Below are 26,191 nucleotides of genomic sequence, written 5' to 3'. Positions count from 1 at the left end.
CCGCGCGGAACCCTCCCCGGTCGGCCCGCCCGCGATGCCCTTCCGGCCGGAGGCGGGCAGGTTGGACGGTGACGGACGGCCGGGAGAGGTGACGGAGACATGGGACGACACGGCGGAGAGGGCCGGAGCCGGGCGGCGGCACCCGGCGGTGACGGGATCGCGCGGCTGCTGGCCCGGCTGGCGGTGCTGGGGCTGGTCGGTGATGTGCTCGTCCTGGCGTTCGCCGTCGGGGAAGGCAGCCTGGTGGTGCTGGGCGGCGGGCTGCTCGGGCTGGTGCTCTGTGTCGTCGGGCTGTGGGGGTTCCTGGCCCACCGGGGGTTCGTACGGTTCCTCGGCGCCCTGCTGGCGGTCGCGGCTCCGGCCGCCGTGCTGGTGCTCCTCACCTTCGAGGGGCTGTGGCTGCTCGCGCTGCTGCTGGCGCTCTGCTGGGCCGCGACGCTGGCCTGCGCCCGGGCGGCGCTGCGCCGGTCGCGGCCGGAGCAGCCGATGCGGGCGGTGGCGGCGGTACGGCCCGAGCGGCCGGTGCTGATCATGAACCCGGTCTCCGGGGGCGGGAAGGTGGAGCGGTTCGGGCTCGTCGGGCGGGCGGAGGAGCTGGGCGCGCGGGTGGTCCTGCTCGACCCCGATGCCCCCGCCGATGTCGCGGACCTCGCCCGCCGGGGCGTCGCCGAGGGCGCCGACCTCCTCGGGGTGGCGGGCGGCGACGGCACCCAGGCCCTCGTCGCGGCCGTCGCCGCCGAGCACGGTGTGCCGTTCCTGGTGATCCCCGCCGGTACGCGCAACCACTTCGCCATGGACCTGGGGCTGGACCGCGCCGACCCGTCCCGGGCCCTGGAGGCGCTGACCGACGGCGAGGAGCTGCGCGTGGACCTCGGTGACGTGGCGGGCCGCGCCTTCGTGAACACCGTCTCCTTCGGGGTGTACGCGGATGTCGTCCAGCACCCCGAGTACCGCGACAACAAGACCGGGACGGCCCTGGAGCTCCTGCCGGAGCTGCTGACCGGGGACGAGGCGCGGCGGCTGGACGCGCGCGTGGACGGCGGCGCGCTCGACGGCCGGCAGGCGTTGCTGGTCAGCAACAACCCGTACGCATCCCCCGACGTCCTGAGCGGCGCGGGACGCCGTCCCCGGCTCGACGGCGGGGTGCTGGGGGTGCTCGCCGTCAAGGTGGAGGGGGCCGTGCACGCGGCGGACCTCGCCGTGTGGGGGACGCAGTCGCAGGGGCTGTCCGCTCTGACCGGGCGCCGGGTGGAGGTGACCGCCGACGCGGACGAGATCTCCGTGGCCGTGGACGGCGAGGCGCTGCGGATGCCCACGCCGGTGGTGTGCGCGCTGCGCCCGGGGGCGCTGCGGGTTCTGGTGCCGCGCGACCGCCCGGGAACGGTGGCTCCGGCCCCGCCGGTGGACTGGCGGCGGCTGCTGCGCCTGGCGTTCGGGCGACCGGCGCGTACGGCGGCCGACGGATAGCGCGAAGGGGTGTCCGGCCCGCGCGCACGGAGGGGGCCCAGCCACCCGGGCCGGGCCCCCTCCCCGTAACTCAGGGCCTCAGAAGCCCGGCGGCTCCGTGTACGTGCCCCACTCCTCGCGCAGCACCCCGCAGATCTCGCCGAGCGTGGCCTCGGCCCGTACCGCGTCCAGCATCGGCGCGATCATGTTCGAGCCGTCGCGGGCGGCGACGAGCATCGCGTCCAGCGCGGCGCTCACCTTGGCGTCGTCCCGGGCGGCCTTGCGGGCGGTGAGCTGGCTGACCTGGTCGCGCTCGACCTCGTGGCTGACGCGGAGGATCTCCAGGTCGCCGGTGACCGAGCCGTGGTGGACGTTGACGCCGACGACCCGCTTGTCGCCCTTCTCCAGCGCCTGCTGGTACTGGAAGGCCGACTCGGCGATCTCGCCGGTGAACCAGCCGTCCTCGATGCCGCGCAGGATGCCGGAGGTCATCGGCCCGATGGGGTGCTGACCGTCGGGGTGGGCCCGGGTGCCGCGCTCCTTGATCTGGTCGAAGATCTTCTCGGCCTCGGCCTCGATCCGGTCGGTGAGCTGCTCCACGTACCAGGAACCGCCCAGCGGGTCGGCCACATTGGCGACCCCGGTCTCCTCCATCAGCACCTGCTGGGTGCGCAGCGCGATCTCGGCGGCCTGCTCGGAGGGGAGCGCGAGGGTCTCGTCCAGGGCGTTGGTGTGGAGCGAGTTGGTGCCGCCGAGCACGGCGGAGAGGGCTTCGACGGCTGTGCGTACGACGTTGTTGTACGGCTGCTGCGCGGTGAGGGAGACCCCGGCGGTCTGGGTGTGGAAGCGGAGCCACTGCGCCTTGTCGGTCTTCGCGCCGTACGTCTCCTTCATCCAGCGGGCCCAGATGCGGCGGGCGGCGCGGAACTTGGCGATCTCCTCGAAGAAGTCCAGGTGCGCGTCGAAGAAGAAGGAGAGCCCGGGCGCGAAGGTGTCGACGTCCAGGCCCCGGGAGAGGCCGAGCTCCACATAGCCGAAGCCGTCGGCCAGGGTGTACGCCAGCTCCTGCGCGGCCGTCGCCCCGGCCTCGCGGATGTGGTAGCCGGAGACGGAGAGCGGCTTGTAGGCGGGGATGTCCCGGGCGCAGTGCTCCATCAGGTCGCCGATGAGACGCAGATGGGGCTCGGGCTGGAAGAGCCACTCCTTCTGCGCGATGTACTCCTTGAAGATGTCGGTCTGGAGCGTGCCGTTGAGCACCCCCGGGTCGACGCCCTGGCGCTCGGCGGCGACCAGGTACATGCAGAAGACCGGGACGGCCGGACCGCTGATCGTCATCGAGGTGGTGACGTCACCGAGGGGGATGTCCTTGAAGAGGATCTCCATGTCGGCGGCGGAGTCGATGGCGACCCCGCAGTGGCCGACCTCGCCGAGCGAGCGCGGTTCGTCGGAGTCGCGGCCCATCAGCGTCGGCATGTCGAAGGCGACGCTGAGCCCGCCGCCGCCCGCCGCGAGGATCATCTTGTAGCGCTCGTTGGTCTGCTCGGCGTTGCCGAAACCGGCGAACTGGCGGATGGTCCACGTACGGCCCCGGTAGCCGGTGGGGTGCAGGCCCCGGGTGAAGGGGTACTCCCCCGGCCAGCCGATCCGCTCGAACCCCTCGTACGTGTCGCCGGGGCGGGGCCCGTACGCGGGCTCCACCGGGTCCCCGGAGAGCGTGGTGAAGTCCGCGTCGCGCTTGCGGGCCTTGTCGTAACGGGCCTGCCAGCGGAGGCGGCCTTCCTCGATCGCGTCAGCGTCCATACCTTCGAATTTACTAGGACGTCCTACTAAATGTCGATGGCAAACCGCCCGGCGCTTTCGCGCGGGGCGGTGCGGGGTGCCGTGCGGTCAGGCTTTCGCGGGCGCCGGGGCCGTCTTGTCGACCAGCGCCTGGGCCTCGCGGCTGACCTTCGGTTCGACGAAGAAGGAGGCGAAGGGGATGCAGCCGGCCGCCAGCACCCACAGGAGCCTGCCGAACGGCCACTTCGCCTTGGAGCCGAGGTCGAAGGCGAAGATGACGTAGACGATGAACAGCACGCCGTGGATCTGGGAGATCACCATGGTGTCGCCGGTGTCGAACCCGTACTTCGCGATGATCGCCACCGTGAAGACGAGCAGCCAGATGGCGGTGACGTAAGCCATCACCCGGTAGCGGGTGAGCACGTTCTGTTTCATGGACACGAGCGTAACGGGGCGCCCGGGGCGATCTTCGCGCGGGCCCTCCGTCGACAGCGGCGGTCCTGACGCGGGCCCCGCGTCAGGGGGACGGCCCGCTCACCTCTCGTCGAAGTCCTGCGCGGCCACCCGCAACGGCCGGAGCATCGCGAAGATCTCCGCGCACTCCTCGGCGTCGTACACCCCGAGTCCGAAGTCCATCGCCATCAGGTCCCCGGTGGCCGCATCGACGACCTCGCGGCCCTTGTCGGTGACGGAGGCGAGCGTGCCCCGGCCGTCGTTGGGGTTGGGGCGCTTGCTCACCAGCCCGGACTTCACCAGCCGGTCCACGGTGTTGGTGACCGAGGTGGGGTGCACCATCAGCCGCTCGCCGATCTTGGACATCGGCAGCTCGCCCGCTTTGGAGAAGGTGAGCAGCACCAGCGCCTCGTACCGGGCGAAGGTGAGTCCGTACGGTTTGACGACGGCGTCGACCTCGGCGAGCAGGATCTGCTGGGCCCGCATGATCGAGGTGATCGCCCCCATGGAGGGCACGGGCCCCCAGCGCTGGTGCCAGAGTTCCTCGGCACGGGCGATGGGATCGAAGGGAAGGCTGAGCGGCTTCGGCACGGCACCGACCTTACCCACTGGTCATATGCCGGTCAGCCCCGTCTCGCCTTTCGGTATCGGACATCTGTCCAGGGGCCGTTCGGCGGACCTCGGCGACCACGAGGAGCGAGACGACGGTACCGATGATTCCGCATGCCGCGACCACGTGGTGCACCGGGAAGAACTCGGCCGCGAGCCCCGCCAGCGCCATCCCGAGGCCCTGGACCGTCATCAGCCCGGCGGTGAGCAGCGTCATGGCCCGGCCCCGCAGCTCCGGGGGCACGGCGTCCACGAACCACTGGTCGAGCCCGATGACGTACGCCGCCCCCATCCCCGCCAGCGCGAGGGCGGCCAGCGCGAGCGGCAGCCCCGGCCGCACCACGTACACCACCAGCGGCAGCAGCCCCACGGCCGCGACCGGCAGCACGATCCGGGTCCGGGTACGGGGCCGGAGCACGGACCCCACGAAGAGCTCGGCCCCCACATGCCCGACGGCCATCGCGCAGAGCAGCAGCCCGAGGGCGGCCGGACCGGCGCCGATCTCCGCCACGTACGGGGCGGCGAGCGCCTCCGGGGCCACCACGAACATCGCGGGCAGCCAGAGCAGGAGCAGCAGCGCCCGGACCCGGCGGTTCCCCAGCACCAGGCGCGCCCCGGAGAGCGACTCCCGCAGCAGCGTGGCGGAGCCGCTCCCGGCGCGGGCCGGGCGGTCGCGGGTGCCGAAGCGCAGGAAGGCCGCCGAGCAGAGGAAGGTGACGACGGTGACGGTGATCGCCCCGCGCGGGGAGAGCACGGTGAGCAGCGCCCCGCCCAGGCCGAAGCCGATGAGCATCGCGCTCTGCGAGACGATCCGCAGGAGGGAGCGGCCGAGGACGTAGAGGTCGCCGTCGCCCAGGATGTCGGTGAGGGCCGCCATCCGGGTCCCGGTGAAGACCGGCGCGACGGCGGCCACCAGGCAGCGCAGCGAGAGGAGTCCGGCGACCGGGGTGGCGGGCACCAGCATCACGGCGACGCAGGCCGCGCAGATCAGGTCGCAGACGACGAGGACCCGGCGGGCCGGGTAGCGGTCGGCGACCCCGGCGAGGAGGGTGCCGCCGATGACGTACGGGAGCAGCCCCAGCGCGAACGTCAGCGCGCTGAGCAGCGGGGAGCCGGTGAGGTCGTAGACGAGGACGGTGAGGGCGAGCTCGCTGACGACGACACCGAGGAGCGAGAGCAGGTGGGCGGCGAAGACGGCCCGGAACTCGCGGACGGCGAACACAGCGCGGTAGCCGGTGGGCGGGGTGGAGGAGGGCACGGGGGACATGCGCAGCAGCCTGGGCCGGGCGGGCGGCGCGTTCTAGACTTTCGGCTGGGGGCGAATCTTCGACGGGGGCCGGTATGCCGTTTCAGCTGCACTTCGACGAGAGCGACCTGCTGCGCTGCCGGTTCGCGCTCTCGCCGCTGGTCGAGACCCAGGAGGCCGTCCGCACCCTGGCCCGCCCCTACCGGCACGGCTACCACCTGCCCTGGCTCCGGCGGATACGGGAGGCGGCGAAGGCCCTCGACCTCGAACCGCTGTGGCTGCTGATGCCGGACGGCGGCCACAACCCGGACTTCATCTGCCCGCCGCCGATCGGCCCGTTCGCCACGTTCGAGGAGGAGATCGCGGGCGTCCGGGCGGTCGATCCGGAGCTGGCGCTGGCGGACATGGAGCTGGCGCTGAAGGAGCGGCCCGGGAGGCGGGAGTCGGCGGCGGGCCGTCGGCTGCTGGCCGATCCGGCACGGGCCGTACGCGATCTCGCCGATCTGCTGGAGCGGGCCTGGCAGACGCTCATCGAGCCGTACTGGCCCCGGCTGCGGGCCCTGCTGGAGGCGGACATCGCCTACCACTCCCGTCGGCTCGCGGACAGCGGGCTGGAACGGCTGCTGGGCGAGGTGAGCACCCAGCTGAGCTGGAACGGCTCGACGCTCACCGTGAAGGGGACGCGGGGCGACCACCACCAGGTGCTGGGCGGGCAGGGGCTGGTGCTGATGCCGAGCGTCTTCGTCTGGCCCGAGGTGGTGGGCGGCCACCTGGAGCCGTGGCAGCCCGGGCTGATCTACCCGGCGCGCGGGATCGGCGGGCTGTGGGCCGAGGCCGGGGAGCGGACGCCCGAGGCCCTGGCCCGGCTGCTGGGCCGGGTCCGGGCGGACGTGCTGTGCGCGCTGGACGAACCGGCCGGGACGAGCGCCCTGGCCCACCGGTTCGGCCTCGCCCCCTCCTCCGTGTCGGCGCATCTGTCGGTGCTGCGCGGGGCGGGGCTGCTGACGTCCCGGCGGTACGGACACCAGGTGCTGTACGAGCGGACGCCGCTGGGGATCGCCCTGGCCGCCGCCACCTGAGCGGGGCCGGTGGGGGTCACGCTGACGGCCTCCGCCTGAGCGGGGGCCGGTGCGGATCGCGCTGACGGCCGCCACCCGGGCGGGGGCCCGGTGACGGATGGTGTGGCGGCACCACTCCCGGTGACCGCTATGTCACGATTGCTGACGTTTCCGTACTGCTGACGTTCCGTGCGCGCGCTCAGGCGTTCCCGGACGCCGTCCCGCAGCACGGCGTCCCGTATCCGTGAGCCACCGCCGTCCGAGGGGGCTGGATGTCCGGCCGTAGAACCGTTTCCCGAGGCTTCGGCCTCCTCTCCGCCCTGGCCGCCGCCACGCTCGCGGCCGCCTTCACGGCGGGCTGCTCCGCGCCGGGCGGCGCGGACCCGACGGCCGCCGGGGCCGACCCCGTACGCGGCGAACCGGCGCCGAGCGCGGCGTCCCCGTACTGGGTGGACCCGGACAGCGACGCCGCCCGCCAGGTGCGCGCCTGGGACCGGGAGGGCCGGGAGGGGGACGCGAAGGCCCTGCAGCGGATCGCCGACCGCCCGGTGGCACTCTGGCCCGCCTGGGACGCGCCCGGGCCCGAGATCGTGGCCGCCGTGAAGGCGGCGGCCGAGACGAAGAAGAGCGTCCTGCTCGTCGCGTACAACATTCCCCACCGCGACTGCGGGCTCTACTCGGCGGGCGGCGCCAAGGACGCGGACACCTACCGGTCCTGGATCGGCGAGTTCGCGGACGCCATCGGCGACGCCCCGGCGACCGTGGTCCTGGAGCCCGACGCCCTCCCCCACATCGCGGACGGCTGCACCCCGCCCGAGCACCACGCCGAGCGCTACGAACTGCTCTCCGGGGCCGTGGACACGCTCAAGGCGGGGGCGCGCACCAAGGTCTACCTGGACGCGGGCAACCCGGACTGGATCACGGAGCCGGAGAAGATCGCGGAGCCGCTGCGGCGGGCCGGGATCGACCGGGCCGACGGCTTCTCGCTGAACGTCTCCAACTTCCAGTCGAACGCGAGCGTGAAGGAGTACGGGAGTCTCCTCTCCGACTCCCTCGGCGGCGCGCACTACGTGATCGACACCAGCCGCAACGGCGGCGGCCCCCTGACCGGGGACCGCGCCGAAGCCTGGTGCAACCCGCCGGGCCGGGCGCTCGGCACCCCGCCGACCACCGACACCCGCGACGACCGCCTCGACGCCTATCTGTGGATCAAGCGGCCCGGCGAGTCGGACGGCACCTGCCGGGGCGGCCCCGAGGCGGGCACCTGGTGGCCGGAGTACGCCCTGGGGCTGGCCACCCGCGCCACGTCCTGAGCAGCCCCGGGACCCATGGCACCGTAGTTCAAAGATTGCGCAACCTCTAAAGTGTTGCCATGGGATACGAAACCAGGGCACACATGACACCCCACCCCCAGGACCGGCGGCGGACGCACGGGGCGTCCGCCGCGGCGGAACCCGCCGACGAGACCGCCGTACTCGTCGGCGGCCCCGCGGACGGAACACGGATACGGGTCGTGGGCCGGCCCTCCGTCGTACAGGTCACGTACCCCTGTGAGCTGGACGGACCGGCGGGCGGCGCCCGGGCGGACGCGCTCTACGTCTACCGGCGCGATCCGCGCGTGGAGATCGAGCCCCTGCGCTACGGGGTCGACCCGGCCAGCCCCTGAAGCCCGGCCAGGCCCTGAGACCCGGCCAGGCCCTGAGACCCGGCCGGTCCCTGAGACCCGGCCGGTCCCGACGTACGGCTCCGAAGCCCCGGTCTCAGGACGCCTTGACCCACTTCGCGACCGACGGGATGCCGTCGGTGTCCGTCACGAAGAGCATGTACCAGCCGGGCGGCACCAGCGTGGCGTCGTCCGGCACGGTCACGCTCACCTCGCCCTTGCCCTTCTTCAGCGCCAGCTCGATGGAGCGCTGCTCCACGTCGGTGGTGTGCGTGACCGCGCTCGGCCGCATCAGCCGGGCCGTGGCGATCCGGTCCGCGTCGGCGGTCTTGAAGGTGACCGTCTTGCCGAGCTGCACCGCCTGCGGACCGGCCCCGATCACCGGCCTCTTGTCCTTGCCCCGGTGCAGGGCGGGCGGGGTGTAGACCTCCATGCGCTGCTCGAACTTGCCGAGCTTGGTGTTGTCCTTGTCCCCGTAGAGCGAGTCGGAGCCGAAGGTGGCGACCCGGCCGTCGGGCAGCAGCAGCGCCTCGGAGTGGTAGTTGCGGCCGACCGTCGGCTCGGCCGCCTCCTTGAAGGTGTTGGTCTTCGGGTCGTAGGACTGCGCCTTGAGGATGTTGCTGTCGCCGCGGCCCCGGTAGTCCTCGGAGCCGCCGCTGGTGAAGACGGTGTCGTCCGGCATGATCACGCTGTTCAGATAGCGCGTGCCCTGCGGCAGATCGGGTCCGGGCTTGAAGGCCGGGCTGGCCTCCTTGAGGTCGATGACGGCCGTGCGGGCCGTGGACTTCTTGGACTCGCCGACCCCGCCGCCGCCCAGCACCATCACCTTCTGGTCCTGCACGGGCGGCAGCATCAGCGAGGCCGCCGTCTCCAGCTGGTCGGTGTCGGTCAGTCCGGGCACCTTGGTGAAGGTGTTCTTCTTCAGGTCCCAGATCCCGGGGTCGCGGCCCTTGTCCGCCGGGCCGTAACCGGCGTTGGCGCCCGGGTAGAAGAGGGTGCCGCCCTTGGTGAGGAAGAGCGCCGGGTAGGTGGGGAAGTACTGGAAGGGGCCCTTGCTCCACTTCTTGGTCTTCGGGTCGTAGATCTCGTTGTCGCCGGGAAGAATCGCGCCCACGTCGTCCAGGCCGGAGACGGAGAGGACCCGGCCGTCCTCCAGTCCGACGAGCGTCGGGTACCAGCGGGCCTCCTTCATCGGGTCGACCGGGATGTACTTCTCCGCCGTCGGGTCGAACTCGTAGGCGGCCCTGATCCCCTGGAAGTCCTGCTTGTCCATGGTGATCTTCTCGGCGATCCCGTACGAGTTGTCGGCCTCCTTGCCCTTCAGCCCGACGATCTCGTACTGGGCGGCCTCGGGCGCCACCGCCTCCACGCCGTCCTTCACCGCCTCCACGAAGACCCGCTGCTCGGACGCGGTCACCTTCGTCTTCCACGGCTTCATCTGGCCGCTCTTGAAGTACGTGACCTCGAACTCGCGCTTGGCCTTGGGCACGGTGACGTCGAACTTGGCCACGTACTCCACGCCGGAGGGCGAGCGGAAGACCGTGCCCTTCTTCAGCTTCAGCGGCTTGTCCGGGTTCTCGTTCTTGACCCGCATCCCGCCGCCGGCCCGCTCCACCTTGTCGTCCAGCACCTCGTAGCGGGCGGTGCCCCCGGCGATCAGCAGCCGTCCGTCCGGGAGCTGGGCGTGACCGGCGCAGAAGAAGTCCTCGGGGGTGGGGATCTTCTGGAAGGTGTTCTCCGCCGGGTCCCACAGCACGGTGTCGAAGGTGCCCGCGTCGAAGTTCTTCTGGTCGTTGCCGGAGCCCGCGACGATCAGCACCTTGCCGGTGTGCAGGAGCGCCGCGTGGATGGCGTTGGTCCGGTAGTCCTTCGGGATGTCGACGCGCTCCCAGGAGCCGTACCGCGCCTTGTACTTCGGCTGGGCGATCTTGTACGCGTGGTACTGGTCCTCCGCGAAGGAGAGTGCCGCCGGGGCGTTGAGCCCCGCGAGCACGACCACGGCGCCGGTGCCCAGGAGCGTCTTCCTCAGCTTCTTCGAAGGCCGGTAGGCCATGGGTCAGTTCCCTCCTGCGGTGGTGGTGGCGGTGGTACCGGCCGTGGCGGTGCCGGGCGCCGGGGCCCCGGCCGTGGTGGTGGTCGTGGTCGGCGTCGTGGTGGTCGTGGTGGTCGTGGTGGTGACGAACGCCGTCTCGGGCAGCGGCTGTACGGGGGTGGGCGCGGGGGCGGGTACGGCGCTGCGCGCCCGCGTACGCCGGTCCTGCCACAGGGTCCAGGCCCACACCGCGACCGGGGAGAGGGAGATCGCGAGCCCCAGCGTGGCCCAGGTCCGCATCGCCACATGGGTGTGGTTCAGGTGGACGGAGGCGACGAGCGAGGAGAGCAGGACCACCGCCCAGAAGAGGTGGATGCGGAAGGTGAGCAGCCGGTCCGGGGAGGTCTGGCCGCCCTTGGGCGTGACGACGAACCGGCCGTTCGTGCGCAGCACTGCCGAGCCGAGCGACTTGAGGTAGATCGGGGCGGAGAGCGCGGACATGGCCATCCCGGCGAGGCCGCCGGAGCCCTCGGGCTCGTGCGGGGAGACGTTGTGCCGCCGGTTCCAGAGGTACAGCCCGATCTGGAGGGCCGCCGCGTCGCTGTAGAGCATCAGCCAGATGGAGGCGGCGACCTGGGTGCCGGACGCCCCGAACCAGAGGAAGAGCACACAGCTCCCCACGCCCAGCAGCCAGTTGACGGCCGTCATGGGGTAGTAGACGAGCATCAGGGTGTAGCTGAGGAGCCGGCCGGGCGGCACCCGGAACAGCATCCGGACGTACTGCTTGAACAGCGTCTCGTACGTCCCCCGGGACCAGCGCAGCTGCTGGGTGAAGAAGTCCGTCCAGGAGGAGGGCCCCTCCCCGACGGCCAGCACGTCGGGGGTGTAGACGGAACGCCAGAAGCGCCCGGTGACGGGGTTGCGGCGGCGGTGGATCTCGAAGCCGGTCGCCATGTCCTCGGTGATCGAGTCGTACAGGCCGCCGACCTGCCGCAGCGCGGCGATGCGCACGACGTTGTTGGTGCCGACGAACATGGGGGCGCCGTAGCGGTTGCCCGCGCGCTGGATCAGGGCGTGGAAGAGGAACTGCTGCGACTCGGCGGCCTTGGTGACGGCCGAGTCGTAGTTCCCGTAGACCTGCGGTCCGACGACGAAGGCGATGTCGGGGTCGCGGAAGTAGCCCAGCATCCGTTCCAGGAAGTTGGGCATCGGCACGTGGTCGGTGTCGACGGAGGCGAAGAAGTCGTAGTCGTCACCGTGCAGGGCGATCCAGGCGTTGTAGTTGCCGTGCTTCGTCTTCGCCTTGTGGGCGCCCTTCTTGCGGTTCCACTCGGGCACCCCGTTCCGGGTGAAGTGGTGCACGCCCAGCTCCGCGCAGAGCATCCGGGCGGCCGGGTCGTCGCCCTCGTCGAGGAGCCAGATGTCCAGCGGACCGGGGTGCGTCATGCGGACGGCGCCCTTGAGGGTGGCGCGCACCATCGAGAGCGGTTCCTTGCCGGGGACGTACGTGGTGAGGAAGGCGACCCGGGTGCCCGGTTCGGGCGTCACGGGGACGGGGTCCCGGGCGACCATCGTCGCGTGCGCGATGGAGACCACGTTGACCAGCATGAAGAACCCGATCAGACCGATCGAGACCAGCATCACGGTGTCGGCGACGACGAGCCAGCGCTCCCCGTTCTCCCGGTCGGTCCAGTGCGTGGGCCAGACCAGGTAGAGCATCAGGGTGGCGGTGAGCACCGGGGCCAGCGTCATCAGGAGGACGGCCCTTATTCGGTGCTTCTCCGTCGAGAGCAGGGACCGGTAGCGGACCCGGTACCCCTCGGGGTCCGGCTCGGTGAGCGGACCCGCGAGCCGGCTGTAGGTGTCGTAGTCGTAGCCCTCCGACCGCACCGGTGCCCTCCTCCTGTCGAATGGGTAGATACCATCACAGAAGTGGACATAACTAACGGTGTCGACTCGGAAGGTCCGAGTGAGCGGTTTTTGATCCGGAGCCGGAAAAGCCCCCGGCCGTGTGGTGCCGGGGGCTCATCGGGTGAACAGGGGCGGCGGACGCCGGACGGGGCGTCAGCCCGCGAGATGGCGCTCCACGGTCTCGACCTTCGAGGTCAGACCGTCGGTGACACCGGGCCGGATGTCGGCCTTCAGTACCAGGGAGACGCGTCCCGCGCGGGCCTCGACGGCGGCCACGGCGCGCTTGACGACGTCCATGACCTCGTCCCACTCCCCCTCGACGGAGGTGAACATGGCGTCGGTCCGGTTGGGCAGGCCCGACTCCCGTACGACCCGCACGGCGTCGGCCACGTACTCTCCGACGTCCTCACCGACGCCGAGCGGGGAGACCGAGAACGCGACGATCATGCGCTGACCGTGCCCTCGCGGCGGGCGCGGGCGGCGATGACGCCGTCGGCCTCGTACTGCTTCAGCAGCTTGTCGCCGTAGAGGCCGCCGAAGGGGACGACGGCGAGGAGGAAGAAGAGCGCGACACGCTTGAGGGGCCACTTGGCCTTGACCCACACATCCAGCAGGAACACCACGTAGATCGTGAAGAGGATGCCGTGGATGATGCCGAGGGGCCGCATGAGGAAGTCGATGTCCGACACCCGCATGAGCAGCGAGCCGAAAATGAGCAGCGCCGGGAAGGAGAGCGCCTCGGGGAGGGAGATGAGGCGCAGCCGGTGCAGGGCGGAAGCGGTCTTGATGTCCACAGGGGCACCTTCGGTGGGAGGGGGTCGTGCGGTCGGGAGGGGCCGTACGGGCTTGTGAACGCGAGCACAAGCCGCGCCCCCATTGTGGCATCGCGCCGGTACGCCCCCGGCGCCGGGGGCCGTCCTCCGCGCGGGCGCGCGTATCACCGCATATCAGGGCCGGTGCGGGTGCGCATCACCAGGACCGGTCCAGGTGCGCATCAGGGGAGCATCAGGGACGTAACGGTTCCGTAGGACCTGGTCCGGGCGGCGGGCGGGCGGCTACCTTCGTCGCGTGGCGATGTTCCGACTCCAAGGCAGCAAGACGCTCGCCGTCGATCTGACGGGCGATGCCGTCAAGGCGAAGAACGGTTCGATGGTCGCGTACGACGGCCGGATGACCTTCAAGAAGATGACCGGCGGCGGTGAGGGGCTCCGCGGGATGGTGACCCGCCGGCTGACCGGCGAGCAGATGGCCGTGATGGAGGTGTCCGGGCAGGGCACCTGCTACTTCGCCGACCGGGCGAGCGAGATCAACCTGGTCGCGCTGCACGGCGACAAGCTGTACGTGGAGGCGAGCAATCTGCTGGCCACCGACTCCGGGCTGCGCACGGGCACCACGTTCACCGGCTTGCGCGGCGGGGCGAGCGGCAACGGGCTGTTCACCACCACGGTGGAGGGCACCGGCCAGGCGGCGATCATGTCGGAGGGCGAGGCGGTGCTGCTGCGGGTGACCCCGCAGTACCCGCTGATGGTCGACCCCGGCGCGTACATCGCCCACCAGGGCAGTCTGCGCCAGCAGCTCCAGAGCGGGGTGAACTTCCGGACGCTGATGGGCGAGGGCTCGGGCGAGGCGTTCCAGATGCGGTTCGAGGGCGACGGGCTGGTCTACGTACAGCCGAGCGAGCGCAACACCATCGGGGGCGATGTCTGATGCCGTTCCGGGAGATCAACTCCAAGATGGTCGAGGCCGTGGTGTCTCCGGGCCAGCGGCTGTTCAGCCAGCGCGGCGCGATGCTGGCCTACCGGGGCGAGGTGTCCTTCACCCCGAACATCCAGGGCGGTCAGGGCGGCTTCGCCTCGATGATCGGCCGCCGGGTGGCGGGCGAGGCGACGCCGCTGATGACGGTGGAGGGGTCGGGCACGGTGCTGTTCGGCCACGGCGGCCACCACATCCAGGTGATCAACCTGGCGGGCGACACCCTGTACGTGGAGGCCGACCGGCTCCTCGCCTTCGACGGCTCTCTCCAGCAGGGCACGATGTTCATGGGCTCGCAGGGCGGGGTGATGGGCATGGTCCGCGGCCAGGTGACCGGCCAGGGGCTGTTCACGACGACGCTCACGGGCCATGGTGCGGTCGCGGTGATGGCGCACGGCGGGGTGATCGAGCTGCCGATCGTCCCGGGCCGGGACATCCATGTCGACCCGCAGGCGTACGTCGCCCACCACGGGAATGTCCGCAACAAGCTCTCCACCGCGCTCGGCTGGCGGGACATGGTGGGGCGCGGCTCCGGCGAGGCGTTCCAGCTGGAGCTGAGCGGGAGCGGCGCGGTGTACGTCCAGGCATCGGAGGAGAAGCTGTGAGCGCGCCGGTGGCCCCCGGGGAGAAGCCGGTGCCCCTCGGGGAGAAGAAGCCGATCGAGGAGAAGTCGTGAGCACCCCTGTGATCTTCGATCCGATGACGCTGCCGTCGGACGACAACGTCAACTCCTACACCTTCTGCGTGGAGCTCAAGGGGAGCCGGTGGTTCCTCCAGAAGGGGAAGATGATCGCCTACTACGGGCAGATCAACTTCGACGGCATCGGGCACGGCCGGTTCGAGCGGCTGGTGCGCTCCAGCTTCCATTCGCCGCTGCACGCGAGCGACTGGGTGGTGGCCGAGGGCAGCGGGAAAATGCTGCTGGCGGACCGGGCCTTCGACGTGAACTCCTTCGACCTGGACGAGGGGAACCTGACGATCCGCTCGGGGAACCTGCTGGCGTTCGACCCGGCGCTCTCCCTGAAGCAGTCGATCGTGCCCGGGTTCGTGACGCTGATCGGTACGGGGAAGTTCGTGGCCGCGTCGAACGGGCCCGTGGTCTTCATGGAGCCGCCGCTGCGGGTCGACCCGCAGGCGCTGGTGGGGTGGGCGGACTGCCCCTCGCCGTGCCACCACTACGACCACGGTTACATGACGGGCGTCATGGGCGGAATCCGGTCACTGACGGGCATCGGCGGCACCTCGGGCGAGGAGCACCAGTTCGAGTTCGTAGGGGCGGGCACGGTGCTGATGCAGTCCAGCGAGGCGCTGATGGCGGAGCAGTCGACGGGTACGGTGCCGAGCGAACCGGGTGTCCCGGGCGGCGGTTCCACGCCGCGCATGCCCGGCCAGCTGGGGGACCTCCAGCGCCGCTTCGGCTTGTGAGCGGTAGGCTGCGGAGTGTGACGTCGAACGTCTGCGCCCAGCCGTCGGTCCTTGCCAACGAGTCCGCCGGCACTCCGGCGGCCCCAGGGTGCCCGCCGCCACACCCGCTGATGTCACACCCGTTAATTTCGTCCGGCTTTCAACTTCTTAGGTAGAATCCATATATGGAGACCGAGACGGCCACCCGCTGGCTGAGCGACACGGAGCAGTGCGCCTGGCGCACCCACCTGGACGTCAGCAGGCTGCTGATGCACCAGCTGGAGAAGGACCTCCAGCCGTTCGGCCTGACCATGAACGACTACGAGATCCTGGTCAACCTCTCCGAGTCCGAGGACCAGCGGATGCGGATGAGCGACCTCGCCGCCGCCACGCTCCAGTCCAAGAGCCGGCTCTCGCACCAGATCACCCGGATGGAGACGGCGGGCCTGGTCCGCCGCACCCACTGCGAGTCGGACCGGCGGGGACTGTACGCGGTCCTCACCGAGCTGGGCTCGGAGACCATGCGGAAGGTCGCCCCGCACCACGTGGACTCGGTGCGCAAGCACTTCATGGACCTGCTCTCCCCCGAGGCTCTCACGGATCTGCACGCGGCGCTGACGCCGATCGCGGAGCATCTGCGGGGGCGGCGCGGGAAGCCGTGACCCAGGACGGCTGACCGGTGCCCGGGGGCTCGCGGCACCGGTCCCCACGGCCGCGCGGTCCCGTCTCCGTACGGTCGGGGCGGCGTACGGCCGCGTACGTCTCGCGTACGCGTCGGCTCGGCGTACGGCGCTTCGCGTACGGTCAGGCCGCGCGGGGCAGCCACAGCCGGAACGCCGCGCCGCCCTCCGGGGCCCGGTGGACCGTGAGCGTCCCGCCGTGGCGCGTGGCCACGTCCCGGGCGATGGCCAGGCCGAGCCCCGCGCCGCCGTCGTCGCGGCTGCGGGCGTCGTCGAGCCGGACGAACCGTTCGAAGATCCGCTCCCGCTCGTCCTCCGGGACGCCCGCCCCGTCGTCGCGGACCTCCACCCGCACCCCGGAGCCGTCGGCCGCCACGGAGACGGCCACGCGCCCCTCGGTGTGCCGCTGGGCGTTGTCCAGCAGGTTGCCGACCACCCGGGCCAGCTGCCCGCGCGAGCCGTTCACCTCGAACGCCCCGCCCTCCGGCACCTCCACCGACACCGGAACCCGGTCCCCGGCCCGCTGGGACACCTCCTCGCGCACCAGCGCCCCCACCTCCACCCGGGCGGCCCCCGGCTTCTCCCCCGCGTCCAGCCGGGCCAGCAGCAGCAGGTCCGCCGCCAGCACCTGGAGGCGTACGGTGTCGGCGACCGCGCCCGGGAGGTCCAGCAGCTCCGGGTGGGCCTCGGCCACCTCCAGCTGGGTGCGGAGCGAGGCGATCGGGGAGCGGAGCTCGTGCGAGGCGTCCGCGACGAACCGGCGCTGCCGCTCCACGGACGCCTCCAGGACGGTGAGCGTCTCGTTGGTGGTCCGGGCCAGCGCCGCGATCTCGTCGCGCGAGCCGGGCTCCGGGACGCGGCGGGCCAGGTCCTCGGACGCGGTGATCGCGGCCATCTCGCGGCGGATGCCCTCGACGGGCCGCAGCGCGCGCCGGGTCACCAGCCAGGTCACGGCGGCGACGACGGCCAGCAGGAGCGGGAGGCCCATCAGCATGGCCCCGCGTACGGTGCCGACCGCCTCCTGCTCGGCGGCGAGCGGGGCGCCCGCGTGGACGGTCAGGGTGAGTCCGGCGGGGGTGGTCGCCTCGACGGCGGCGAACCGGTAGTCGGCGTGCTTGCCGTTGACGGTGGCGGTGCCGTCGGAGAAGTCCGGGTCGTCGGAGGAGACCTCGCCCCGGCCGGGCCGCCGGTCATCGTCATCGTCGTCATCGTCATCGTCGTCGTCCCCGGGTGACGGGGCGGCGCCGACCGAGGCGGAGGGTACGGGGCTGACGCCCGGCGAACGGGTCCCGGAGACGGCCTGGAGCCCCTTCGACACGAACACCACCCGCCCCTCCTCGTCGGTCACCTGGACCGGGTGGTCCTCCTCGTCGTCCAGGTCCAGGTCCTCGTACGCCGTGTCCAGGGCCAGCTGCCCGGCCACCTCCCGGGCGGCCACCTCCGCCTGGAGGTCCGCCTGGTCGATAAGGTTGTCCCGCAGGACGAGGAGGACGGCCAGCCCGGCGGCGACGAGGGCGACGGCGACGACCAGGGTGGCGCCGATGGCGGCCCTGGCCCGTACGGACCTCATCCCGCCTCCAGCCGGTAGCCTGCGCCACGCACCGTACGGATGGAAGCGGCGCCCAACTTGCGGCGCAGGGTGGAGATGTAGACCTCCACGATGTTCGGGTCGCCGTCGTAGGCGAAGTCCCAGACGTGCTCCAGGATCTCCGCCTTGCTGACCACCTGCCCGGCGCGCAGGGCGAGTTGCTCCAGGACCGCGAACTCCTTGGCGGTGAGCGCGTATTCGTCCTCGCCCCGGTGGACGCGGCGGGCGGCGGTGTCGATCCGGAGGGTGCCGACGGTCAGCACGGGCGCGGCGGTCCCGGCGCCGCGTCGGCGCAGCAGGGCGCGGACCCGGGCGACCAGGACGACGTAGCTGAAGGGCTTGGTCAGGTAGTCGTCCGCGCCGGTGTCGAGCCCCTCGGCCTCGTCGTACTCGCCGTCCTTGGCGGTCAGCATGAGGATCGGCACCTCGTGCCCGGCGGCGCGGAGGGCGGCGCAGACCCGGTAGCCGTTCATGCCGGGCAGCATGATGTCGAGGATCACCAGGTCGTAGCCGCCCTCACCCGCCCGGTGGAGCCCTTCGAGCCCGTCGTGCACGACATCCACGGCGAAGCCCTCGGCGGTCAGTCCCCGGGCGAGGGACACCGCGAGACGCTTCTCGTCCTCCACGATCAACAGGCGCATGCGCACAGCCTCGCAAACTCCACCTGAAGACGCCTTCAGGTGGCTTCAGGCTGCGTTCAGCAAGCCCCCGGCAGTGTGGAACCCGTCGAAGCACAGCAGCTCTCGGGGAGGAACCTCATGAAGCGCAACGTCACCATCGCCGCCGTCACCGCGGCCGTCCTGATCGGCGGCACGGCCGCCGCCACCGTCGCCTTCGCGGACGGCGACGACCGCCGCCCGGCCACGACGACGCAGCAGCCGACGACGACCGGCAAGGACACGGACGACCGGAACGACGACCGGGACGACGACCGCTCCCCCGCCACCGGGACCACCACCGTCACGCTGGACCGGGCGGTGGCGGCGGCGCTGAAGAGCGTCCCGGGCACGGTCACCGAGGCCGAGCTGGACGACGACGATGACGACCGCGACGGCCGTACGGTCTGGGAGCTCGACGTGTACGGCTCCGACAAGGTCTGGCACGACGTGACGGTGGACGCCACCACCGGCAAGGTCCTGAAGACCCGCCAGGACGACGACAACGACGACCGCGACCGCCACGCGCCCCGCTCGTCCGCCGTCACCCTGAACGCGGCGGCGGACGCGGCGCTGAAGACCGCGCCGGGCCGCATCACGTCGATCGACCTGGACGACGACGATGACGATGACGACAACGGCCGCCGGGGCAGTGTCCTGCGCTGGGACGTCGACATCACCGGCAAGGACGGCAAGCAGCACGAGCTGAAGGTCGACGCCAAGACCGGCAAGGTCACGGTGGACCGCGACGACGACGGTGACGACGACCGGGACGACGACCGCGACGGCGACGACGACTGACCCGCCGCCCGGAGCGTCCTGGGCGGCACGGCCCCGTACCGCAGCGGCGGTGCGGGGCCGTTCGGCGCTCGGCACCGACGGCTGAGGAAGCAACCCTCGGACGAAGAGCAGAAGTTAAAAGCGTCAAGCGCGCGTGCGGGAGCTCCTCACCTCTCCCCCGTCAGCCCCGCCACCAGCTCATCGGCCGCCGCGTACGGGTCCAGGCTCCCCGCCACGATCCGCTCCGCCAGGGCGTTCAGGCGGCGGTCGCCGCGCAGGTCGGCGATGCGTTCGCGGAGGGCCGTGACGGCGATCGTCTCGACCTCGTGGGAGGCGCGGGCCGTACGGCGGGCGGCGAGGACGCCGTGCTCCTCCATCCAGGCGCGGTGCTTCTCCAGCGCCTCGACCACCTCGTCGATGCCCTCGCCCCGGGCCGCGACCGTCTTCACGATCGGGGGGCGCCAGTCGCCGGGGGCGCGGGACTCTCCGAGGCCCAGCATGTGGTTCAGCTCGCGGGCGGTGGCGTCGGCGCCGTCGCGGTCGGCCTTGTTGACCACGTACACATCGCCGATCTCCAGGATTCCGGCCTTGGCCGCCTGGATGCCGTCGCCCATGCCGGGGGCGAGCAGCACCACGGAGGTGTCGGCCTGGGAGGCGATCTCCACCTCGGACTGGCCGACGCCCACCGTCTCGACCAGGACCACGTCGCAGCCCGCCGCGTCCAGGACCCGGATCGCCTGCGGGGCCGACCAGGCGAGGCCGCCCAGGTGGCCCCGGGTGGCCATGGAGCGGATGTAGACGCCGGGGTCGGACGCGTGGTCCGACATCCGGACCCGGTCGCCGAGCAGGGCGCCGCCGGAGAACGGGGAGGACGGGTCGACGGCGAGGACGCCGACCCGCTTGCCCGCCCGGCGGTAGGCGGAGACCAGAGCGGACGTGGAGGTGGACTTGCCGACGCCCGGCGAGCCCGTGAGCCCGACGACGTAGGCGTGGCCCGCCAGCGGGGCCAGTGCCGCCATCACCTCGCGCAGCTGCGGGGACGCCCCCTCCACCAGCGAGATCAGCCGGGCCACCGCACGCGGCCTGCCTGCTCGCGCCTGCTCGACCAGCGTGGGGACGTCCACGTCCACGTTCACCGCTCCGTTCTCGCCTTGCCTCGTCTACGTACGGCGTATCCGTACGGTGTTACTTGCCCGGGACGCGGATGATCAACGCGTCGCCCTGGCCGCCGCCCCCGCACAGCGCCGCCGCGCCCGTGCCGCCGCCGCGCCGCTTCAGCTCCAGGGCCAGGTGCAGGACGACCCGGGCGCCGGACATGCCGATGGGGTGGCCGAGCGCGATGGCGCCGCCGTTGACGTTGACCTTGTCCGGAGTGACGCCCAGGTCCTTCATGGACTGGACGGCGACGGCGGCGAACGCCTCGTTGATCTCGATCAGGTCGAGGTCGTCGACGGTCAGGCCGTCCTTCTTCAGCGCGTGCCGGATCGCGTTGGAGGGCTGCGACTGGAGGGAGTTGTCGGGGCCCGCGACGTTTCCGTGGGCGCCGATCTCGGCGATCCAGTCGAGGCCCAGCTCCTGCGCCTTGGCCTTGCTCATGACGACGACGGCGGCGGCGCCGTCGGAGATCTGCGAGGAGGTGCCCGCGGTGATCGTGCCGTCCTTGGCGAAGGCGGGGCGCAGCTTGCCGAGCGACTCGACCGTGGTCTCGGGGCGGATGCCCTCGTCCTGGGCGAAGAGCACCGGCTCGCCCTTGCGCTGCGGGATCTCGACCGGGGTGATCTCGGCCTCGAAGACGCCGTTCTTCTGCGCGGCGGCGGCCCGCTGGTGGGAGAGGGCGCCGATCTCGTCCTGGGCGGCGCGGTCCAGGCCGAGGCGGCCGTTGTGCTTCTCGGTGGACTCGCCCATCGGGATGTTCTCGTACGCGTCGGTGAGACCGTCGTACGCCATCGAGTCGAGCATCTCGATCGCGCCGTACCTGTACCCCTCGCGGGACTTGGGGAGCAGGTGCGGGGCGTTGGTCATGGACTCCTGGCCGCCCGCGACCACAACGTCGAACTCCCCGGCACGGATGAGCTGGTCGGCCAGCGCGATGGCGTCGAGCCCGGAGAGACAGACCTTGTTGATGGTGAGCGCGGGCACGTTCATCGGGATGCCCGCCTTGACGGCGGCCTGGCGGGCGGGGATCTGGCCCGCGCCGGCCTGGAGCACCTGGCCCATGATCACGTACTGCACCTGGTCGCCGCCGATGCCGGCCCGGTCCAGGGCCGCCTTGATCGCGACCCCGCCGAGGTCGGCCCCGGAGAAGCTCTTGAGCGAGCCGAGGAGACGGCCCATGGGCGTCCGGGCGCCCGCGACGATCACTGAGGTGGTGGTACCGGTCGTTGCTGGCATGGGCACGGCCCCTTGGGTCGGATGTGAACGAGGGTTTACCTGAATGTACTGAGCGCTCCCGCGCCCGTCATCCGGCTACCGGTGTGACGGCGCGCACGTTGCGTAACCATGGCGGGGGCCGGGGCGCGGAGCCATGCTGAAACCATGCTGACGCGCATCGACCACATCGGAATCGCCTGCTTCGACCTGGACAGGACGGTGGAGTTCTACCGTGCCACGTACGGATTCGAGGTGTTCCACAGCGAGATCAACGAGGAGCAGGGCGTCCGGGAGGCCATGCTCAAGATCAACGGGACCTCGGACGGCGGGGCGTCCTACCTCCAGCTCCTGGAGCCCACCCGGGAGGACTCCGCCGTGGGCAAGTGGCTGGCAAAGAACGGGGAAGGCGTCCACCACATCGCCTTCGGTACAGAAGACGTCGACGGGGACGCCGCGGACATCCGCGAGAAGGGCGTCCGTGTGCTGTACGACGAGCCCAGGACGGGGTCGATGGGGTCCCGGATCACGTTCCTGCACCCCAAGGACTGCCACGGCGTCCTCACCGAACTGGTCACGAGCAACCCGGAGCACTGACCCGGCGCAGACCCGGCCCGGTAGAGTGGGCGGTTCCGGGCCGGGGCCGGGTCGGGGCCGTACCACGTCCTCGTCGTTTGTCTGTCACCATTCCCTGGGGACCGCTCGTCGGCGAGCTGTCCTCGTGTGGACAGTTGCGACCAGGGTTGGGGTCTCCCCTGCTCGAACAGAGTTGAGCTCGGGGAAGGATGGGACCGCGCAGTGCGGGGCTACGAAAGCCAGGAGAGCCACCGAGCTGAAGACGACCATCTCTCGCGGTTCGAAGCCGAGATGGCCCGGCTGAGGACCGACCGGGAGAAGGCCGTCCAGCACGCCGAGGACCTCGGTTACCAGGTCGAGGTCTTGCGCGCCAAGCTGCACGAGGCCCGGCGCAATCTGGCCACCCGTCCCGCGTACGACAGCGCGGACATGGGCTACCAGGCCGAGCAGCTGCTGCGGAACGCGCAGGTGCAGGCCGAGCAGCTGCGCAGCGACGCCGAGCGCGAGCTGCGCGAGGCGCGGGCCCAGACACAGCGCATCCTCCAGGAGCACGCCGAGCACCAGGCGCGCCTCCAGGCGGAGTTGCACAACGAGGCCGTCCAGCGCAGGCAGCAGCTCGACCAGGAGCTGGCCGAGCGCCGGCAGACCGTCGAGTCGCACGTCAACGAGAACGTCGCCTGGGCCGAACAGCTGCGGGCCCGCACCGAATCGCAGGCGCGCAGGCTGCTGGACGAGTCCCGGGCCGAGGCCGAACAGGCGCTCGCCGCCGCCCGCGCCGAGGCCGCCCGGCTGGCCGAGGAGACCCGGCAGCGCGTCGGCTCCGAGGCCGAGGCGGCCCGGGCCGAGGCGGAAGCGATCCTGCTGCGCGCCCGCAAGGACGCCGAACGCATGCTGGGCGCCGCCTCCGCGCAGGCCCAGGAGGCCACCAGCCACGCGGAGCAGCTGCGCTCCAGCACCACCGCGGAGACCTCGCAGGCCCGCCAGCAGACGGCCGAGCTGAACCGGGCCGCCGAGCAGCGGCTCCAGGAGGCCGAGACCCGGCTGCGGGAATCCCGGCTGGAGGCCGAGAAGACCCTCGCCGAGGCAAAGGAGACCGCGGCCAAGAAGCTGGCCGCCTCCGAGTCGCAGAACGAGCAGCGCACCCGTACGGCCAAGTCGGAGATCGCCCGGCTGGTCGGCGAGGCCACCAAGAGCGCCGAGGCGCTCAAGGAGGAGGCCGAGCAGGCCCTCGCCGACGCCCGTGCCGAGGCCGACCGGCTGGTCGCCGAGGCGGCCGAGAAGGCCCGTACGGCAGCCGCCGAGGACGCCGCCGCCCAGCTCGCCAAGGCGGCCCGCAGCGCCGAGGAGGTCCTCACCAAGGCGTCCGAGGACGCCCGGTCGACGACGAAGGCGGCGAGCGAGGAGGCCGAGCGCATCCGCCGCGAGGCGGAGGCCGAGGCGGACCGGCTGCGCGGCGAGGCCGCCGAGCAGGCGGACGAGCTCAAGGGCGCGGCCAAGGACGACACCAAGGAGTACCGGGCCAAGACGGTCGAGCTCCAGGAGGAGGCCCGTCGGCTGCGCGGCGAGGCCGAGCAGCTGCGCTCCGAGGCGGTCGCGGAGGGTGAGCGCATCCGGGGCGAGGCCCGCCGCGAGGCGGTCCAGCAGCTGGAGGAGGGCGCCCGCAAGGCGGAGGAGCTGCTGACCGAGGCGCGCTCCGACGCGGACGAGCTGCGCACCAAGGCGAACGGCGAGAGCGAGCGCATCCGCGCCGAGGCCGCCGAGCGCGCGGCCACCCTGCGCAAGCAGGCCGAGGAGACGCTCGAGCGCACCCGCGCCGAGGCCGAGAAGCTGCGGGCGGAGGCCGAGGAGCAGGCGGAGGCCACCACGGCCGAGGCCGAGCGGGCGGCGGCCGGGCTGCGCGAGGAGACCGAGCGCGCGGTGGCGGCCCGGCAGGCCGAGGCCGCCGATGAGCTGGAGCGGCTGCACACCGAGGCCGAGGCCCGGCTCGCCGCCGCCGAGGAGGCGCTCGGCGAGGCCCGTACGGAGGCGGAGCGCATCCGCCGCGAGACGGCCGAGGAGGCGGAGCGGCAGCGCGCCGAGGCCGCCGAGCGGGCCCGGGCGCTGACCGAGCAGGCCGGGGCGGAGGCGGAGCGGCTGCGTGACGAGGCTGCGGCGGACGCCTCGCAGGCCCGTGCCGAGGGCGAGAACATCGCCGTACGGCTGCGGAGCGAGGCCGCCGCCGAGGCCGAGCGGCTGAAGACCGAGGCCAAGGAGACCGCCGACCGGGTGCGCGCGGAGGCCGCAGCCGCCGCCGAGCGGGTGGAGGCCGAGGCCGCCGAGGCGCTGGAGGCCGCCCAGGAGGAGGCCACGCGCCGCCGCCGGGAGGCCGAGGAGATCCTCGGCGCCGCCCGTACGGAAGCGGGGCAGGAGCGCGAGCGGGCCCGCGAGCAGAGCGAGGAGCTGCTCGCCTCCGCCCGCAAGCGGGTGGAGGAGGCGCAGGCCGAGGCGCAGCGGCTGGTCGAGGAGGCGGACGCCCGGGCGACCGAGCTGGTCTCGGCGGCCGAGCAGACCGCCCAGCAGGTGCGGGACTCCGTCTCCGGGCTCCAGGAGCAGGCCGAGGAGGAGATCGCCGGGCTGCGTTCGGCGGCCGAGCATGTCGCGGAGCGCACCCGTACCGAGGCGCAGGAGGAGGCGGACCGGGTCCGCGCCGACGCGCACGCCGAGCGGGACCGCGCCTCCGAGGACGCGGTGCGGCTGCGGCGGGAGGCGGGCGAGGAGGCGGACCGGCTCCGGCGGGAGGCCCACGAGGAGGCGGAGGCCGCGAAGGCGCTGGCCGAGCGGACGGTCTCCGAGGCGATCGCCGAGTCGGAGCGGCTGCGCGCGGACACCTCGGAGTACAGCCAGCGGATGCGTACGGAGGCGTCCGACGCCCTCGCCTCGGCGGAGCAGGACGCGTCGAAGGCCCGTGCCGAGGCCCGGCAGGACGCCAACCGCATCCGTTCGGAGGCGGCGGCCCAGTCGGACCGGCTCATGGCCGAGTCGACGGCCGAGAGCGAGCGCATCCGCAACGAGGCGGCCCACTCCTCCGAGCAGCTCGTCGTCGAGGCGACCACGGAGGCCAACCGGCGCCGCAAGGACGCGAACGAGCAGGCCGAACGGCTGCTAGCCGAGGCGGGCCAGGAGGCGGAGCGGCTGCGCGCCGAGGCGGCCGAGCTGCTCGGCTCCGCGCAGGAGAGCGCCGCCCGTACGGTCGAGGAGGCCGAACGGCTGCGTACGGAAGCGGAGTCGGCGGCGGAGGAGCTGCGTTCGGAGGCCCGCCAGGAGGCGGACCGGGTGCTGGACGAGGCCCGCGAGGCGGCGGCCAAGCGCCGGGCGGACGCGGCGGAGCAGGCGGACCAGCTCATCAACAAGGCGCGGGAAGAGGCGCTGCGTACGGCCACCGAGGCGGAGGGGCAGGCCGACACCATGGTCGGCGCGGCCCGCAAGGAGGCCCAGCGGATCACCTCGGAGGCGACCGTCGAGGGCAACACCCTGGTGGAGCGCGCCCGTACGGACGCCGATGAGCTGCTGGTCGGCGCCCGGCGCGACGCGACCCAGATCCGGGAGCGGGCGCAGGAGCTGCGGGCCCGGCTGGAGAGCGAGATCGAGGAGCTCCACGAGCGGGCCCGCCGGGAGACGTCGGAGCAGATGAAGACCGCCGGGGAGCGCGTCGACAACCTGATGAAGGCGGCGACCGAGCAGCGCGACGAGGCCGAGGCGAAGGCCAAGGAGCTGCTGGCGGAGGCCAATTCGGAGGCGAGCAAGGTCCGGATCGCCGCGGTGAAACGGGCCGAGTCGCTGCTGAAGGAGGCCGAGGCCAAGAAGGCCGGGCTGATCCGCGAGGCGGAGAAGCTGCGGGCCGACGCGCAGGCCGAGGCCGAGAAGACGGTCGCCGAGGGGAAACGGGAGCTGGAGGTCCTGGTGCGCAGGCGCGAGGACATCAATACGGAGATCTCCCGTGTCCAGGACGTGCTGGAAGCGTTGGAGTCTTTCGAGACTCCCGGCGGGGGCGGCAAACCGGCGGACGGACCGCCGGGCGGCTCCAAGGCCCCCGCGGCGGCGGGCTCGCGGTCGGGGGGCAAGTCGTCGGGGAGGTAGCGGTCGCGGGGCCCCGGACCTGCCCGGGTCCGGTCCCACGGGGGAACGCAGGAGATGGATGTACGGGGGAGAGAA

22 protein-coding genes and 1 pseudogene are annotated in these 26,191 nt (G+C 72.2%); 11 read left to right on the top strand and 12 right to left on the bottom strand.

Annotated features, from left to right (window positions below):
* The first annotated feature begins 99 nt into the window (after positions 1-99).
* Positions 100-1,467: a diacylglycerol kinase gene (locus B7C62_26015; protein ID ARF75321.1), complete on the top strand. Its 1,368-nt coding sequence runs from the start codon at positions 100-102 to the stop codon at positions 1,465-1,467.
* 78 nt (positions 1,468-1,545) lie between these two features.
* Here the strand turns inward: B7C62_26015 and B7C62_26010 are convergent, their stop codons facing one another.
* The 4 genes from B7C62_26010 to B7C62_25995 all read right to left on the bottom strand — a co-directional run bounded on the left by B7C62_26010 (position 1,546) and on the right by B7C62_25995 (position 5,554).
* Positions 1,546-3,246 carry a methylmalonyl-CoA mutase gene (locus tag B7C62_26010; protein ARF75320.1) on the bottom strand — a complete coding sequence of 567 codons (1,701 nt, stop codon included), beginning with the start codon at positions 3,244-3,246 and terminating at the stop codon, positions 1,546-1,548.
* Between the two features lie 87 nt (positions 3,247-3,333).
* A complete protein-coding gene (locus tag B7C62_26005; GenBank protein ARF75319.1) occupies positions 3,334-3,660 on the bottom strand; it encodes a hypothetical protein in 327 nt (108 codons plus the stop codon).
* A gap of 99 nt (positions 3,661-3,759) precedes the next feature.
* Positions 3,760-4,269, bottom strand: a complete 510-nt coding sequence (locus tag B7C62_26000; protein ARF77376.1) for a MarR family transcriptional regulator — start codon at positions 4,267-4,269, stop codon at positions 3,760-3,762.
* Between the two features lie 10 nt (positions 4,270-4,279).
* Complete coding sequence (locus B7C62_25995; GenBank protein ARF75318.1) at positions 4,280-5,554, bottom strand: MFS transporter; 1,275 nt, start codon at positions 5,552-5,554, stop codon at positions 4,280-4,282.
* Between the two features lie 74 nt (positions 5,555-5,628).
* Between B7C62_25995 and B7C62_25990 the strand changes: the two genes are divergently transcribed.
* From B7C62_25990 to B7C62_25980, 3 genes and pseudogenes are all read left to right on the top strand, one after another.
* Positions 5,629-6,612, top strand: a complete 984-nt coding sequence (locus tag B7C62_25990; GenBank protein ID ARF75317.1) for a transcriptional regulator — start codon at positions 5,629-5,631, stop codon at positions 6,610-6,612.
* 251 nt (positions 6,613-6,863) lie between these two features.
* The gene (locus B7C62_25985; GenBank protein ARF75316.1) at positions 6,864-7,904 is read left to right on the top strand and encodes an endoglucanase; all 1,041 of its coding nucleotides are present in this window, start codon (positions 6,864-6,866) and stop codon (positions 7,902-7,904) included.
* 64 nt (positions 7,905-7,968) lie between these two features.
* A pseudogene (locus tag B7C62_25980) lies at positions 7,969-8,257 on the top strand (hypothetical protein).
* A gap of 94 nt (positions 8,258-8,351) precedes the next feature.
* On the opposite strand, the gene B7C62_25975 reads toward B7C62_25980, so the two are convergent.
* The 4 genes from B7C62_25975 to B7C62_25960 form a co-directional block, all read right to left on the bottom strand.
* A complete protein-coding gene (locus B7C62_25975; GenBank protein ID ARF75315.1) occupies positions 8,352-10,307 on the bottom strand; it encodes a galactose oxidase in 1,956 nt (651 codons plus the stop codon).
* 3 nt (positions 10,308-10,310) lie between these two features.
* The gene (locus tag B7C62_25970) at positions 10,311-12,176 is read right to left on the bottom strand and encodes a glycosyl transferase (protein ID ARF75314.1); all 1,866 of its coding nucleotides are present in this window, start codon (positions 12,174-12,176) and stop codon (positions 10,311-10,313) included.
* A gap of 174 nt (positions 12,177-12,350) precedes the next feature.
* On the bottom strand, positions 12,351-12,644 hold the full coding sequence (locus B7C62_25965) for a hypothetical protein (protein ARF75313.1): 294 nt from the start codon (positions 12,642-12,644) through the stop codon (positions 12,351-12,353).
* Positions 12,641-12,991, bottom strand: a complete 351-nt coding sequence (locus B7C62_25960) for a hypothetical protein (protein ARF75312.1) — start codon at positions 12,989-12,991, stop codon at positions 12,641-12,643. The genes B7C62_25965 and B7C62_25960 overlap by 4 nt, the downstream gene beginning before the upstream one ends.
* Positions 12,992-13,271: 280 nt before the next feature.
* On the opposite strand from B7C62_25960, the gene B7C62_25955 reads away from it, so the two are divergent.
* The 4 genes from B7C62_25955 to B7C62_25940 all read left to right on the top strand — a co-directional run bounded on the left by B7C62_25955 (position 13,272) and on the right by B7C62_25940 (position 16,015).
* Positions 13,272-13,904 carry a hypothetical protein gene (locus tag B7C62_25955; protein ARF75311.1) on the top strand — a complete coding sequence of 211 codons (633 nt, stop codon included), beginning with the start codon at positions 13,272-13,274 and terminating at the stop codon, positions 13,902-13,904.
* Positions 13,904-14,554: a hypothetical protein gene (locus B7C62_25950; GenBank protein ID ARF75310.1), complete on the top strand. Its 651-nt coding sequence runs from the start codon at positions 13,904-13,906 to the stop codon at positions 14,552-14,554. The genes B7C62_25955 and B7C62_25950 overlap by 1 nt, the downstream gene beginning before the upstream one ends.
* Before the next feature lie 67 nt (positions 14,555-14,621).
* Entirely contained in the window at positions 14,622-15,374 is a 753-nt protein-coding gene (locus tag B7C62_25945; protein ID ARF75309.1) for a Ser or Arg-related nuclear matrix protein, read from the top strand.
* A 164-nt stretch (positions 15,375-15,538) separates the two neighbouring features.
* On the top strand, positions 15,539-16,015 hold the full coding sequence (locus tag B7C62_25940; protein ID ARF75308.1) for a MarR family transcriptional regulator: 477 nt from the start codon (positions 15,539-15,541) through the stop codon (positions 16,013-16,015).
* A 142-nt stretch (positions 16,016-16,157) separates the two neighbouring features.
* Here B7C62_25940 and B7C62_25935 read toward each other — a convergent pair whose 3' ends face one another.
* A complete protein-coding gene (locus tag B7C62_25935) occupies positions 16,158-17,603 on the bottom strand; it encodes a two-component sensor histidine kinase (protein ARF75307.1) in 1,446 nt (481 codons plus the stop codon).
* Complete coding sequence (locus B7C62_25930) at positions 17,600-18,262, bottom strand: DNA-binding response regulator (protein ID ARF75306.1); 663 nt, start codon at positions 18,260-18,262, stop codon at positions 17,600-17,602. Before B7C62_25930 ends, B7C62_25935 begins: the two co-directional genes overlap by 4 nt.
* 117 nt (positions 18,263-18,379) lie before the next feature.
* Between B7C62_25930 and B7C62_25925 the strand changes: the two genes are divergently transcribed.
* The gene (locus tag B7C62_25925; GenBank protein ARF75305.1) at positions 18,380-19,078 is read left to right on the top strand and encodes a peptidase M4; all 699 of its coding nucleotides are present in this window, start codon (positions 18,380-18,382) and stop codon (positions 19,076-19,078) included.
* 146 nt (positions 19,079-19,224) lie between these two features.
* Here B7C62_25925 and B7C62_25920 read toward each other — a convergent pair whose 3' ends face one another.
* The gene (locus B7C62_25920; GenBank protein ID ARF77375.1) at positions 19,225-20,187 is read right to left on the bottom strand and encodes a methylmalonyl Co-A mutase-associated GTPase MeaB; all 963 of its coding nucleotides are present in this window, start codon (positions 20,185-20,187) and stop codon (positions 19,225-19,227) included.
* A gap of 55 nt (positions 20,188-20,242) precedes the next feature.
* Positions 20,243-21,448: an acetyl-CoA acetyltransferase gene (locus B7C62_25915; GenBank protein ID ARF75304.1), complete on the bottom strand. Its 1,206-nt coding sequence runs from the start codon at positions 21,446-21,448 to the stop codon at positions 20,243-20,245.
* Positions 21,449-21,592: 144 nt separating this feature from the next.
* Between B7C62_25915 and B7C62_25910 the strand changes: the two genes are divergently transcribed.
* Complete coding sequence (locus tag B7C62_25910; GenBank protein ARF75303.1) at positions 21,593-22,021, top strand: methylmalonyl-CoA epimerase; 429 nt, start codon at positions 21,593-21,595, stop codon at positions 22,019-22,021.
* A gap of 201 nt (positions 22,022-22,222) precedes the next feature.
* Positions 22,223-26,116, top strand: coding sequence for a hypothetical protein (locus B7C62_25905; GenBank protein ARF75302.1), 3,894 nt, complete (start codon positions 22,223-22,225; stop codon positions 26,114-26,116).
* Positions 26,117-26,191 lie beyond the last annotated feature (75 nt).

It is taken from the genome of Kitasatospora albolonga, assembly GCA_002082585.1.
GTDB classification, from domain to species: domain Bacteria; phylum Actinomycetota; class Actinomycetes; order Streptomycetales; family Streptomycetaceae; genus Streptomyces; species Streptomyces stephensoniae.
This window is presented reverse-complemented; position numbering and strand designations above follow the sequence as displayed.

Excerpts from the sequence above, each read along its gene's own strand:
- B7C62_26015 (ARF75321.1), top strand. The coding sequence starts at position 100 with ATGGGACGACACGGCGGAGAGGGCCGGAGCCGGGCGGCGGCACCCGGC.
- B7C62_26010 (ARF75320.1), bottom strand. The coding sequence starts at position 3,246 with ATGGACGCTGACGCGATCGAGGAAGGCCGCCTCCGCTGGCAGGCCCGT.
- B7C62_26005 (ARF75319.1), bottom strand. The coding sequence starts at position 3,660 with ATGAAACAGAACGTGCTCACCCGCTACCGGGTGATGGCTTACGTCACC.
- B7C62_25995 (ARF75318.1), bottom strand. The coding sequence starts at position 5,554 with ATGTCCCCCGTGCCCTCCTCCACCCCGCCCACCGGCTACCGCGCTGTG.
- B7C62_25990 (ARF75317.1), top strand. The coding sequence starts at position 5,629 with ATGCCGTTTCAGCTGCACTTCGACGAGAGCGACCTGCTGCGCTGCCGG.
- B7C62_25985 (ARF75316.1), top strand. The coding sequence starts at position 6,864 with ATGTCCGGCCGTAGAACCGTTTCCCGAGGCTTCGGCCTCCTCTCCGCC.
- B7C62_25975 (ARF75315.1), bottom strand. The coding sequence starts at position 10,307 with ATGGCCTACCGGCCTTCGAAGAAGCTGAGGAAGACGCTCCTGGGCACC.
- B7C62_25965 (ARF75313.1), bottom strand. The coding sequence starts at position 12,644 with ATGATCGTCGCGTTCTCGGTCTCCCCGCTCGGCGTCGGTGAGGACGTC.
- B7C62_25955 (ARF75311.1), top strand. The coding sequence starts at position 13,272 with ATGTTCCGACTCCAAGGCAGCAAGACGCTCGCCGTCGATCTGACGGGC.
- B7C62_25950 (ARF75310.1), top strand. The coding sequence starts at position 13,904 with ATGCCGTTCCGGGAGATCAACTCCAAGATGGTCGAGGCCGTGGTGTCT.
- B7C62_25940 (ARF75308.1), top strand. The coding sequence starts at position 15,539 with ATGGAGACCGAGACGGCCACCCGCTGGCTGAGCGACACGGAGCAGTGC.
- B7C62_25935 (ARF75307.1), bottom strand. The coding sequence starts at position 17,603 with ATGAGGTCCGTACGGGCCAGGGCCGCCATCGGCGCCACCCTGGTCGTC.
- B7C62_25930 (ARF75306.1), bottom strand. The coding sequence starts at position 18,262 with ATGCGCCTGTTGATCGTGGAGGACGAGAAGCGTCTCGCGGTGTCCCTC.
- B7C62_25925 (ARF75305.1), top strand. The coding sequence starts at position 18,380 with ATGAAGCGCAACGTCACCATCGCCGCCGTCACCGCGGCCGTCCTGATC.
- B7C62_25915 (ARF75304.1), bottom strand. The coding sequence starts at position 21,448 with ATGCCAGCAACGACCGGTACCACCACCTCAGTGATCGTCGCGGGCGCC.
- B7C62_25910 (ARF75303.1), top strand. The coding sequence starts at position 21,593 with ATGCTGACGCGCATCGACCACATCGGAATCGCCTGCTTCGACCTGGAC.